The organism is Spartobacteria bacterium UBA695 (assembly GCA_002298145.1).
Taxonomy (GTDB): domain Bacteria; phylum Verrucomicrobiota; class Verrucomicrobiia; order Chthoniobacterales; family Chthoniobacteraceae; genus UBA695.
The window spans coordinates 65,769-77,070 of the sequence record DBMP01000005.1; the positions used below are offsets into that span (position 1 = coordinate 65,769).

At 60.8% G+C, this 11,302-nt stretch carries 6 protein-coding genes and 1 pseudogene; 1 reads left to right on the top strand and 6 read right to left on the bottom strand.

Annotated features, from left to right (window positions below; all coding sequences use genetic code 11):
• Positions 1-973 precede the first annotated feature (973 nt).
• The 3 genes and pseudogenes from B2828_RS01965 to cysK all read right to left on the bottom strand — a co-directional run bounded on the left by B2828_RS01965 (position 974) and on the right by cysK (position 7,224).
• Positions 974-2,158 (bottom strand): annotated as a pseudogene (locus tag B2828_RS01965) (tyrosine-type recombinase/integrase).
• Between the two features lie 1,154 nt (positions 2,159-3,312).
• Positions 3,313-6,171 (bottom strand): RNA polymerase-associated protein RapA, encoded by a 2,859-nt coding sequence (gene rapA, locus B2828_RS01970; protein WP_479631993.1) that lies wholly within the window; start codon positions 6,169-6,171, stop codon positions 3,313-3,315.
• An 84-nt stretch (positions 6,172-6,255) separates the two neighbouring features.
• Positions 6,256-7,224 carry a cysteine synthase A gene (gene cysK / locus B2828_RS01975; protein WP_479631994.1) on the bottom strand — a complete coding sequence of 323 codons (969 nt, stop codon included), beginning with the start codon at positions 7,222-7,224 and terminating at the stop codon, positions 6,256-6,258.
• A 112-nt stretch (positions 7,225-7,336) separates the two neighbouring features.
• Here cysK and B2828_RS01980 point away from each other — a divergent pair, with 112 nt between their 5' ends.
• On the top strand, positions 7,337-7,621 hold the full coding sequence (locus B2828_RS01980; protein WP_479631995.1) for a 4a-hydroxytetrahydrobiopterin dehydratase: 285 nt from the start codon (positions 7,337-7,339) through the stop codon (positions 7,619-7,621).
• Positions 7,622-7,935: 314 nt separating this feature from the next.
• On the opposite strand, the gene B2828_RS01985 is transcribed toward B2828_RS01980, so the two are convergent.
• The 3 genes from B2828_RS01985 to B2828_RS01995 all read right to left on the bottom strand — a co-directional run.
• A complete protein-coding gene (locus B2828_RS01985; protein ID WP_479631996.1) occupies positions 7,936-9,306 on the bottom strand; it encodes a hypothetical protein in 1,371 nt (456 codons plus the stop codon).
• Positions 9,278-10,891: a glycoside hydrolase family 57 protein gene (locus B2828_RS01990; protein WP_479631997.1), complete on the bottom strand. Its 1,614-nt coding sequence runs from the start codon at positions 10,889-10,891 to the stop codon at positions 9,278-9,280. Before B2828_RS01990 ends, B2828_RS01985 begins: the two co-directional genes overlap by 29 nt.
• Before the next feature lie 153 nt (positions 10,892-11,044).
• A partial coding sequence (locus B2828_RS01995; protein WP_479631999.1) for a hypothetical protein occupies positions 11,045-11,302 on the bottom strand: 258 nt, incomplete at its 5' end.

The window sequence follows — 11,302 nt, forward strand, 5'->3', positions numbered from 1 at the left end:
AGAAAAGGTAATTATGTCGAGGCTGTGCCAAAATGTCTATTCAAGTGGGAAAAATCTGCACCCTGCAAGCCCGTGCATACTATCGCAACCCGAGAATCGCAGCATCCACCACTATCCCTGCGTCCTTCATGGAGTTGCCCTGCACCCGGACAAAGAAGGTGGCCGCCAGATTATTTACCAGTGCTCATTGAGATCCAACGCTCAAGATGGAAGCGGCGCAGTCTCAGTAGCGAACTTGTGCTTCGAATGTCTACTCGGGAACAACGGCGGGTTTATCAAAGACCATCCGTTCTAATTCGGCGATCAACTCCAATGCTCTTGGCCCATCAACTGACGTGTCTGCCATAAGTTCCCGAAGCCGGGCGAGGTGAATTTTGACCTGGCGGGTTGCCCCATTTAACACGGCCTGTGCGTTTTCCGATCAGTTCGGCGTAGCAGTTTGCACACCTGCTTTGTGCATCCCTCCCGGGGATTGATGGTGTGATCCGTCCATTCGATGGCGGAGTTTCTGCCCATGGTGGTTGCGTAGCACCTATTTTGTGAGCTCTGAGATTCATTCCATTATAAGCCAATTTAATCATTTTGCCGTGTGTACGACCCTGGAAGACTTTTGTCTACCCATGGAAGACACCCTTTTTAGGCAAGTTTTGCGCAGCCTTACAGAGAAACTGTAGCAATTCTGTACAAATGTCACCCACCGTGAATTCAATGTCACCCACCGTGTTGTACCACGTGGAACACCCTGAAAATAAGAGAGAAATGACAGATGCAAGCAGCCGAGGCCGGGGCACGAAACCCGCTGAAAAAACGGTTTTAGTCAACGAAGCCGGCAACGTCGGCATCCCGACGAAGCAGTTCAGGGACCCTAGCCGGAGGGGCGGAGTAAGAGTTATCAGGGTTACTTCCTGACGATACACTATAAGCGCCTGATACACTCGCTCGGTGTATTGTGCATTCTCAGTGTATCGTCTGGTTACGAAGCTCCCAGTTTAGGCTGTTTCGTGTCGTTCAGCGATGGCACTGCATCGACCGCTGCCTTGAGAGCAGGGAAATCGAGATGGGTATAGAGTGTGTTGGTATCCACGTCTTTGTGGCCGGTGAGTTTTTGGCGGATTTCCTGGGAAATCCCGGCATTGGCCATGGCGCTGTTGAAGGAGTGGCGCAGGCTGTGGAAGCTGAGCTCGTTCCGGCCTCAGCCTGCTTTGCCTGCCGATTCGAGGCGCTTTTTCAGTTCGATGCCTGCTTTGACCATGATTCGCTTGAAGGCTTCGCTGAGGCCGGTTCGCCCTGGACCGGATTTGACGAAGAGTGTTTTGAAGACGGGGGTCTTGGGATTGTCCGTTGCTGGGAGGGCGAGGAGGAAATCGAGGAGATCTTGATGGATGGGGATTGCAACCCGGCTGCCGCCTTTCCGCTGCTTCAGGAAGATCATGCGGTCGGCGAGGTTTACCTGCCCCCAGGTGAGGTCGGCGGTATCCCGGAGGCGCTGGCCGGTGTAGAAGCCTGCCAGGATAAGTCCCTTCCAGTCGGCAGATGGGGCGGCTTTGAGGAGGTCGGCGATTTGTTCCAGGGTGAAGACGCCTGCTTCAGTGGTTTCCTCTTTGAGCGGTTCGACCGCCTTGCACGGGTTGATGGGCATGTATCCGAGAGCGGTGGCCTTAGAGAGGGGAGCGGATAGAATTTTGGCGACGGTATGGTTGACGGTGCGAGCAGCACGGCCTTCTTTGGCGAGGAGATCCCGGACCGAGCGAATGTTCGCCGGGGTGAGGCTGGCCAGCCCCATTTCAGCTTTGGCTCCGAGGTGTTTAAGGAAGCGGCAAACCACCGGCTGGTATTTCTTGTACGTGGCGTCCTGGCTGGACTTCTTTTTCTCCTCAATCCACTCCTCGAACCACTCCTCGAACCAATCCCGGATTTTGTAAAAGGTGACGGGCTCCTGCCCGGCGTGCTCCATGATGGAGTTGATGACGGTACGGGCCTGAGCCTCGGTAAGCCGTCCTTCGGAAGCTTGGGTAGCTGCCTTTTCCCATTCAACGGCCATTTTCAGCGCGGTGGTGCGGTTCTTCGTTTTGGTGGATCGGGTGGTTCGGACTCCGTTCGAGTCCGTGAAGCAGGCGTACCAGAATTTACTCTTGGGATGTTTGCGGACGCTGGCCATTTCGGGTAACAACCATAGTAACAACGTCTGCCTATGTCGGAGAGATTTTGTGGTGTTGATTATGAATAACTTATGGCAAATACAGAGGCCGGAATCGCCATGCGGGTTCGATTCCCGCTACCCGCTCCAACTCCTCAGCAATAAGGACTTACACCAGATTCACCGCCTTGAAAATGGCGAGTGAGAAAGGAAAGTGAGAAAATATCCTTCTCTTTCCGTGAGTATCCGGCGTAGTCCAGATTTCAAATTCTCGCTTCTGAACGAATTGGGATAGTGCCCGTTTGCATCGATGATTTGCCAAAAACGCGATTTCATGGCGCGCATTTCATTTTGGCATCCAGCGGGGTTTCCCTGAGCGATTTATCAGGCAACGGGGGACGGGTGATAAGTTTTAAAAATTAAAATTAAAATTAAAAACTTATAAAAATTCCGGTTTCTGAATTCGCCTCGCCACCGGAGCAGGCGAGATTTGCAAGAATGCAAAACTCAGCAGCGAAAATAATTTCGCTTTTTTATTTGCAATGTAAAGAAACTGTGCTAAAATCTACATGCGGTCAGTTTGCGCTTACATCACTCCGCCGGAGTGAGCGCAACTAAAAACAACAGCCCCAGCGCGCTAACGTTGGGACTGAAATTAGAAAGGAAGAACAAAATATGGAAGTCACATTCTCTATCGCATTCGTCCTTATTTGCATGACACTCGCGAATAAGGTGCGGTTCGTCAAGTTCAAATAGAAAAAATTGTAAAAAATACAAAATCGGAAATTCCAAACCTGAGGAGTCCAATCCTCCCCAGATTTGCACCGTTTGTAATTTCTAAACGTGACACGTATTCAGCCGGACTGGGTGGCAACCCAATCAAGGCTTCTTCCTACGGGGCAAAACCTCGCCCTTTAAGAGGGCTGGAAGCAAGGAATTCAGTTCATTCCGTGGGGGAAACAGTTCCCCTCGTTCCCCCTCGTTACGAATCTCCAGATTCGTAACGTCGGTGTCTTGGAATCTCAGAGATTCGCAGACAGAAGACGCTGCCTTTCAGGCTCTGCAAAGTGCGCTTCGCGCTTGGGCAAGCTGCTACGCAGCACGGCAGTCCCAACCGGAGATTGGGAACGAGGGAACCTCCGTGCTCTCCGTGTCCTCTGTGATCACTCCCCCGCTTACGGCGCGCGGAAGATCAAGCGCACGGAATCCAAACGCAGACGGGCGTCGGCCAGGTGGTCGCGCAGATCGTAATACTGATTCTGCATCGCCTCGACATCCTTCGCCGTCACGTTCGGATTGACCTCTTGCAAACTCTTCAAACGGGTCACCTCGCCGCCGACTTGCTGCTCCATCGTGGCAATCGCGGCGGCCACGGTCTGCATCGCGCGCTCCTTGGCGATCGTCTCCGCCGCTTCCAGCATGCGCGGAAGCAGCTTGTAACAAAGCTCCGTCTTGCCGAGCACCTTCTGAATCGGCGCGTCGGAAAGCGGCTTGAGCGGCTCCGTCAACTCCCGCAGGTGATTATCGACCACCACGCGCACCGGCGTCGCAGCCAGGAATCGCCCGGAGTGGAGATCCGCCGGAGCCACGACTTCGAGGACGTGAACGGCTTCCGCAAACACGCCATCCGTGCCGGGGTTGTCGGCCTGCGCCAGGGCTGCGTTGCCTTTGATCGTGCCGGTCAGCATTTCAAAGACGCCGCGCACGACGGGGTGATCCCACGTCAGGAATGAAACGTCCTCGCGAGCGAGCGCACGCTGGCGGTCGGCGGTCAGCGTCACGCCGTCCTTGGGGATGCCGGGGAGGCCCTCGCCCAGTTCCGGTCCGGGCGTGACGATCCAGGTGCGCGGGGCGATGTCCTCGACGTTTGCGCCGAGGTAATCCCACGCAGTCAGCAGAAAATCGTCGAGTGTCGTATCGGCATCGGCGGCGCGGATCGCCTCGATGATGGCCGAGGCGTCGGTGCGGCGGTTCTGGAGCGAAAGGAGGCGATCCTCACCGGCGGCAAGGCGCTTGCGGATGTCGTCGTGAACGGCCTTGGTCTCCGCGATGAGCGCGTCGAGCGCCCCGGAAGCTTCCGGCTTGGCGATGGCGATTTTTTTGGCCTTCGGCTTCGCGGCCGTCTTGGCAGCGGTCTTGGCGGTTTTCTTCGCATTCGGCTTGGCCTCCAGCTCGGGGGCACAGGCCAGGGCGAGGGTCGCGACCGGCTCGCAGAAGCGTTCAAAGAGTTCCGCGCCGCCGTGCAGACTTTCCTCAAAGGCGTTGAGGCCTTCGTGGAACCAGCGAGCGAGAACGGCGTAGGGGCCGCCCGCGACGTAGGGGACGTGAATCTGGATCGTGGCCGTCTGCCCGATGCGGTCAAGCCGCCCAATGCGCTGTTCGAGCAGTTCGGGGTTCTCCGGCAGATCGAAGAGGACCAGGTGGTGGGCGAACTGGAAGTTGCGGCCCTCGCTGCCGATCTCCGAGCAGATGAGGAGCTGCGCGCCCTCTTCCTCCTCGGCGAACCAGGCGGCGTTGCGGTCGCGCTGGAGCAGCGTCATGCCCTCGTGGAAAAGGACGGTTGGAAGGTTGATTTTCTCCCGCAGGGCGGCTTCGAGCGCCTCGGCTTTTTCGCGGGTGCGGCAGATGAGGAGGGCTTTCGCGCCCTTGAGTTTTTTGAGGAACCCGACGAGCCATTCCACGCGCGGGTCGGCGGAAAGCTCCACGGCTTCGCCCCGGAACTCGGTTGCGGAGGCCGAGGCGTCGCCTTCGAGCGCGATGAGCTTGACGCTCCGTTTCGGGAAGCCGGAGAGTTCGGCGCGGGTATTACGGAAGATGACGCGGCCGGTGCCATGCCGGTCGACGAGCTCGCCGAGCAGCGCGGCGCGGGCGGAGGCATCGCCGTCCTTGAGCGCCAGGGCCAGCTCGCCCGCGCGGCCCGGGAGGGCGGCGAGCTTGGCGGAGTCCTTGGCGGTGAGTTTCTTTTCGTCGGCCAGCTTCCCTGCGAGCTGGGCGATGGGGGCGTACTCGGCGGCCTCGGCCTGGAAGGCTTCCAGCGACGGGTAGCGCTCGGGGTCGAGCAAGCGCAGGCGGGCAAAGTGCCCCTCGGGCCCGAGCTGTTGCGGCGTTGCCGTCAGCAAGAGCAGACCCGGGGTGGCGGCGGAAAGGGCCTCGACCAGCGCGTACTCGGGGCTGGCGGTCTCCGGGCTCCAGGCAAGGTGGTGGGCCTCGTCGACGACGAGGAGATTCCAGCCCGCCTCGACGGCCTGGGCGCGGCGTTTCTCGTCGTGGGCGAGCCAGCCGAGCGGAGCCAGGATGAGCTGATCATCCAGGAACGGGTTGGCATTTTCCTCGTCCAGGGAGACGCAGCGCGCCTCGTCGAAGATGGCGAAGCGGAGGTTGAACCGGCGGAAGAGTTCCACGAACCACTGGTGAACGAGCGCCTCGGGCACGAGGATCAGGATGCGCTCGGCGCGGCCGGTAAGGTAAAGGCGGTGCAGGATGAGACAGGCTTCGATGGTTTTGCCCAAGCCCACTTCGTCGGCCAGGAGCACGCGCGGCTTTTGGCGCGAGGCGACTTCGCTGGCGATGGCGAGCTGGTGCGGGATCAAGTCGATGCGCGCGCCGGTGAAGCCGTAGGCGGGCGATTGCAGGACGCGGTGCTGGTGCTCCAGGGCCTCCAGGCGCAGGTCGAAGCTCTCGCACGGGTCCACCTGGGCCCCGGCGATGCGGTCGCCCGGTTTGTCCCAGGTGAGGATGTCGCTGAGCTGCGTTTCCACCAGGCGCTCGCCGGTGGGGCTGCCGTAGGTGACGGTTCCGTCGGAGCGTTCGTTGACGACGGTGACGACGAAGCTGCCGCCATCGTGGGCGTGAATCGTGTCGCCGACTTTGAAGCGGATGCGCCGCAACGGAGCTGCGGCCTCGGCATAGAGCCGCATGGCATTGCTTGCCGGGAAAAACATTTTAACCCGCCCCGGCTCCACGCCGAGCACGATGCCCAACCCGAGTTCCGGTTCCGGTTCACTGATCCAACGCTGGCCTGCTGCAAAACGCATTTTTTTTGGTGTAGGGAAGATGACTAGTCACCGGTCGTTTATTTCCCACCGGTGTCAAGGGATGTTCAACTGGAGTGCGGGGGGCTAACGCCCCGAGGCTTCGGCCACCGCTTCGGCTGCCAGCGGTGTGGAGAGGTAACGCTCTCCGCACGAGGCGGCCACGGTGACGATCAGCTTGCCTTTGTTCTCAGGCCGTTTGGCGAGTTCGAGGGCGGCCCAGACGTTCGCGCCGGAGGTGATCCCGGCGAGGATGCCTTCTTCCTTGGCCAAGCGGCGGGCAACGGTAAAGGCGTCTTGGTTGGAGACGGTCAGAACCTCGTCCACTACGTTCAGATGAAGATTTCTCGGAATGAAGCCCGCGCCCGCGCCCATGATCGAGTGCATGCCGGGGCGGATGGGCAGCCCGGCGCGCGTCTGGGTGATGACGGCGGAGTCGGTCGGCTCGACGGCGACGGCTTGGAAGCCCGGTTTGCGCTCTTTGATGGCCTCGGCGACGCCGGTGAGCGTGCCGCCGGTGCCGACAGCGGCAACGAAAATATCGGCCTGGCCGCCGGTCTGCTCCCAGATTTCCCGCGCGGTGGTGGTGCGGTGGGCTTCGACGTTGACGGGGTTGTCGAACTGGCTGGGCATCCAGGCGTTCGAGTTCTGCCGGAGGATCTCCTGCGCGCGGGCGATGGCGCCGGGCATCCCCTCGGGCCCGGGGGTCAGCTCCAGCTTGGCCCCGAGCATGAGGAGCAGCACGCGGCGCTCGACGGACATGGTCTCGGGCATGGTGAGCGTGATTTTATAGCCTCGGGCGGCGGCCACGAAGGCGAGCGCGATCCCCATATTGCCGCTGGTGGGCTCCACGATTTCCGTACCGGGGCCGATCCGCCCTTCCCTCTCCGCGGCCTCGATCATCGCGCGGCCCACACGGTCTTTGACGCTGCCCAGGGGGTTAAAGTATTCGAGTTTGAGGGCGATGGTGGCGGCGAGCCCCGCGCTAAGGCGGTTGAGGCGGACCAGCGGCGTACATCCCACCGTTTCGACAATGCTGCTTTGAAGACTTCCCATGAAAGTAAACGGCGTTTTTACACCCACGCATCTCCAGGTTCAAGGGCGATGTCACCGTTGCGAGGCCGGACATCAATCCGCGCCAGCAAACCGAAAACGCTCGTTAAAACCTATGGCCACGCTGATTGCTCAATCGCAGTTGGAGGAAATGATGAAACGCATTCCGGAATGGGAGGCCGACCGGAAGGTGATCGAAAGGACGTTCGAGTTCGATGATTTCGACCAGGCGGTCGATTTCGTCAACGAGATAGCGGAGATCGCCGCCGAGGAGGAGCACCACCCGGATATCGACATCCGCTTTAACAAAGTGCGCGTCGCGCTTTCGACGCACAGCGAGGGAGGCGTTACCGATCTGGACCTGCTCATGGCCGCAAAGATCGATAATCTCTCGGAATAGCTCTGCTCTATTTCGCCGCCGAGCCGGAGAGGCTTGCCGGAGGCAGCGGCGCTCCAGGGGCCGGAAGTGATAATAGGATTTCTACATTCAAAGGCCCATAAGCTCAAAAGTTCTCGTTACGAATCTCCAGATTCGTAACGCAAGGTGCCCGGGAATCTCCAGATTTCCCCCCCGCCACCGCGAATCGGAGATTCGCCCCCAATTGCGTTCCCAATCTGGAGATTGGGAACGAGGAAAGTTACCGGCAATAACACATAGCGTAGCTAACCCTTGGGTTGTTCGCCACAGAGCTTGCTCCGGGAATGCTTTACTGGCTACTTCGCCGCCGAGCCGGAGAGGCTTGCCGGAGGCAGCGGCGCTCCAGGGGCCGGGGTGGCCGTGGGCGTGGCGCTGGGGGTGGGCGAAGCTGAGGGCGAGGGAGCCGCGGCGTTGGGGTTCCACGGGTAGGTCCCGGCGTCGAAGGCCATCAGGTTGCCGATGCCGGAGATTTGGTACTCCTCGACCGCCGCGCCGTCGCTGGCGAAAAAGGTGACGGGCCGGTTGGCGGCGAGCCGCCCGAAGGCCGCCCAGCGCAGGTTGGGCGTGTCGGTGACTTTGCAGAGCGGCAGGCCGTCGGCGGTGGCGATCCACGCGCCATCTTTGTCAACCTGGGCGCGAAGCTGGATCGAGGGGGCTTTGCGCTTCTTTTTGTCTTTCTCCGGGGTGTCGAGCGGGTTCTCGACCAAGCTGACGGTGAGCACCGGGGCGGGCGCGAACGGGCGTCCGTCGGGAAATTTCAGCCGAGAGGCGATCTGTTCGTAGCTGTTGCTGAAGATGATTTCGTTCTCGAAAAGGACTTTCGGGGCGTCACCGGGTTTGAGGCCGGTGAAGTCGTAGCCGCGCACGCGTTGGAGGTCGGCGTTTTCGTAGAGGACGAAAACTTTGTCCTCGGTGGGCGAGGCGGCGAGGATTACGGCGGCCGGAAGCGCGGAGTCAGCTTTCAGCGTCCTTAAAATTCCACCCTTGGCATCTTTCTGAGTGATATCTCCCGTTTTCCTGTCGAGATGCCAGAGGGTTTCGCCCGCCCCGGGAGAAATCGGACCGGCGGCTGAAAAAACGGGGCCCACTACCATCGGTGGCCATTGGGCTTGCGGGGTAAGCACAGTTTCCGCATCCTCGCCGGGCGTCTCGCTCGGTTTGATCGCCACGGAGTAAACTGAACCAATGGACGACTTGTCCTGTCCGGGCAGCAGGCCCAGGATGAAAAGCGTCCCCGTGCCGTTCACTTTCATATCGGTGATCTTGCTCAAGTGCGGCGCGTCGTCCCCGCCCACCCAGTCGTTGCCGACAAAGTCGATCCCCTCCACGCCCAGCTCGCCCACGGCGACCCCTTTGGCGCGGTAGGTTCCGGCGGGGCATGGGATGCCGTGGTCGTCGTTGCCGTCCCACTGGGCGCGCAGGCCGTCGTCGCCCAAGGTGAAGTCGGCGTTCTCGGCCTCGCGATTCAGCACGCGCACGAGCTTGCCCGCGCTATCGTAGATGCCGAGCGAGAGCGTCCCCTCGAGGGGCGGGGGCACGAAGTCGATGCGAACGGGGTCGGCCTGGGCGAGCACGGCGCCGAACGTTAGCGCCCAGGCGATCGCAAGGTGCGCGAGTTGAAAAAAGGAACCGGAACGACTACGGAAGGGCTTGGGAAGTGCGAACATAATGACGCCATTGGACGTCGGCGAATATGTTGTCCCTCCATTCGCAATTATCCAGAAACTTTTCGTCAATATTACGGCCCCGGATCTGGTCGTAAAGGCGGGTGAAGCGCAGCACGTGGTCTTTGGTCCGTTTGGAGGCGTAGGCCGAGGCGGTGCCGGTTTTCATGAGGAAGGCCCAGTCGCTCGACTGCGCCAGGAGGAGTTCGCGGGCGAGCTGTTTGAGGGCCCGCTCCTGGAGCGCGGGCAGCGGATGCGGCAGGGCGGCGAACTCGGTGGCCACCTCGGTCATGCGCCGGGCGGCGACGTGCAGGTGGGGGTAGATCCACGAGTTGCTCTCGTCGAGCCACACTTCCCAGTACCCCTTATGCCCCCAGCTTGAGGCGGAGGGGACGACGAGCTGCTGGGTGGGGTGGTCGGCCAAAAACCGGCTCGGGGTGGTCATCCGGAAGGTCGTCTGGTCGTAGGCGGCTTTGCGGATAAAGAGGTTGAGGAACTCGGGGCCCTCGAACCACCAGTGGCCGAAGAGCTCGGCGTCATACGGGCTCACGACGATGGGGTCGATGTTGGTATTCTCCAGGAGGTTGCGGACCTGCTCGACGCGGGAATGCAGGAAGTGCCCGGCGTGGGCGTCGGCGGCTCCCATCGCCCAGGCGCGGTTGTAGATATCCTTTTCCTGCGTAGCGCCGGTGATCCGGTGGTACTTGATGCCGGAGAATTTGCGCGGGCTGCCGGGGGTGAGCCAGCTTCCGAGCTGCTCGGGCGGCAGGTCAAAACCGATGTCGCGGTAAAAGTCCCGGTAGGCGGGGTCGCCGGGGTAGCCGTCCTCCTGGCTCCAGACCTGGCGGCTCGATTCGCGGTCGCGGGCGAAGACGGCCGGGCCCGCCGGGGTGTAGCAGGGGGCGAAGATGGCGTAGCGGGGCCGGGGATTGCCGAACATGAGCCCGTGAGAGTCGATGACAAACCAGCGGATATTCGCCTCGGCGAGGACTTTTTCCACCCCCGCCACGTAGCCGCACTCGGGCAGCCAGATGCCCGCCGGATCGCGCCCGAAGGTGGCGGCGTAGTCGTCGCGGGCGATCATGACCTGCGCGCGGACGGCCTCGGGGAAGTTCTGCATCAAGGGCAGGAAGCCGTGGGTGGCCCCGCAGGTGATGATCTCCAGCAACCCCTGGTCCTGGAGCTTGGCAAAGGCGGGGAGGAGCTGCCCGTTGCATTCGTCCACGAAGAGGCAGCGGGCGGAAAGGAAGCGGTCGAGGTAAAAGCGGGCCAGGGGTTGGAGGCGGCCATCGCCCCCGATGCGGTCAAGCTCGCGCGTGGCCAGGTCGATGGCGCGGTCGAGGTAGCGCACGTAGCGTTCCTGGAGGAGCGGATCGCGCAGCATGGCGCACAGGGGCGGGGTGATCGACATGGTCAGCGCGAAGGGCACCGAGTCGGCAGCCAGCCCGCGCATCATCTGAAGGAGCGGGATGTAGGTCTCCGTAATCGCTTCAAAAAGCCAATCCTCCTCAAGGAATTCGGGGTACTCCGGGTGCCGCACATACGGGAGATGTGCGTGGAGGATCAATGCGAGGTAGCCGCTGGCCATGGCCCCGAAGATGACTGAGGAAGGCCCGGGGATGAAGGGAAAAATGATCCATTGTAGGAATACAGGACATTCCCCGACGCGATCGCAGGGGAAAAGCTCGAATCTGGCGGAAAATGCACCCCTCCCGTAGCCGATTCTTCAGGGTCCGCACGGTCAATTTTCCTCGCCGGTAAAAACGTTGCGGCATCGCCGCCATGGGCCGCCGCCACGCTCTGGAAGCACTAGCGTGTCAAATGTTACAGCCCCCTTGAGAAGAATGAACTGGAGGGCTTCGAGGGTGACCGGACCAGCTACCCCATGGTCGCCGCATGCATAATACCAACGGACGGGCGCATCTTCGGAATGCGGGGAGATTCTCATATATCCTTTGCTGTTTTGTAGATTTCCCAACTCGAGCCCCCTTCGGGTTAT

Excerpts from the sequence above, each read along its gene's own strand:
- B2828_RS01990 (WP_479631997.1), bottom strand. The coding sequence starts at position 10,891 with ATGGCCAGCGGCTACCTCGCATTGATCCTCCACGCACATCTCCCGTAT.
- rapA (WP_479631993.1), bottom strand. The coding sequence starts at position 6,171 with ATGCGTTTTGCAGCAGGCCAGCGTTGGATCAGTGAACCGGAACCGGAA.
- cysK (WP_479631994.1), bottom strand. The coding sequence starts at position 7,224 with ATGGGAAGTCTTCAAAGCAGCATTGTCGAAACGGTGGGATGTACGCCG.
- B2828_RS01985 (WP_479631996.1), bottom strand. The coding sequence starts at position 9,306 with ATGTTCGCACTTCCCAAGCCCTTCCGTAGTCGTTCCGGTTCCTTTTTT.
- B2828_RS01980 (WP_479631995.1), top strand. The coding sequence starts at position 7,337 with ATGGCCACGCTGATTGCTCAATCGCAGTTGGAGGAAATGATGAAACGC.